This is a genomic window from Vibrio sp. OPT46, assembly GCF_015163535.1.
GTDB classification, from domain to species: Bacteria; Pseudomonadota; Gammaproteobacteria; order Enterobacterales; family Vibrionaceae; genus Vibrio; species Vibrio alginolyticus.
The window spans coordinates 1,634-2,014 of the sequence record NZ_JADDYG010000540.1 but is presented as its reverse complement, the minus strand read 5'-3'; the positions used below and the strand labels follow the sequence as shown (position 1 = coordinate 2,014).

Annotated in this window: 1 protein-coding gene; it reads left to right on the top strand. The window is 41.5% G+C overall.

The genetic code is table 11. The features are described from left to right. Positions 1–323 (top strand): low molecular weight phosphotyrosine protein phosphatase (locus IQR33_RS33985; protein WP_228014064.1); only part of this gene is annotated, 323 nt, incomplete at its 5' end. Positions 324–381 lie beyond the last annotated feature (58 nt).

The window sequence follows — 381 nt, the reverse complement described above, 5'->3', positions numbered from 1 at the left end:
ATAAGAGCCATCTAACGGGAAAAGCTGCTGACGAGATGGCAACCACTATCGCGAACGAACATAGCGTAAGCTTAGATGGACACGAAGCACGACAATTAACACCTGAGCTTTGCGCTCAATACGATCTGATATTGGTTATGGAAAAAGGTCATTTAGAAGCCTTAACCAAAATCGCTCCTGAGGCACGAGGTAAAACGATGCTGTTTGGACAGTGGATAAATGAACAAAACATCCCTGATCCATACAGACAAAGTAGAGAAGCTTTCGAACATGCATATACGCTTATAGAAAAAGCAGCAAAAGCGTGGTCTCAAAAACTATAAGCCGCAAGGCTAAATAAACGCCAATGGCAAGGTATTTAAGAAGTTAAAGTAATGACAA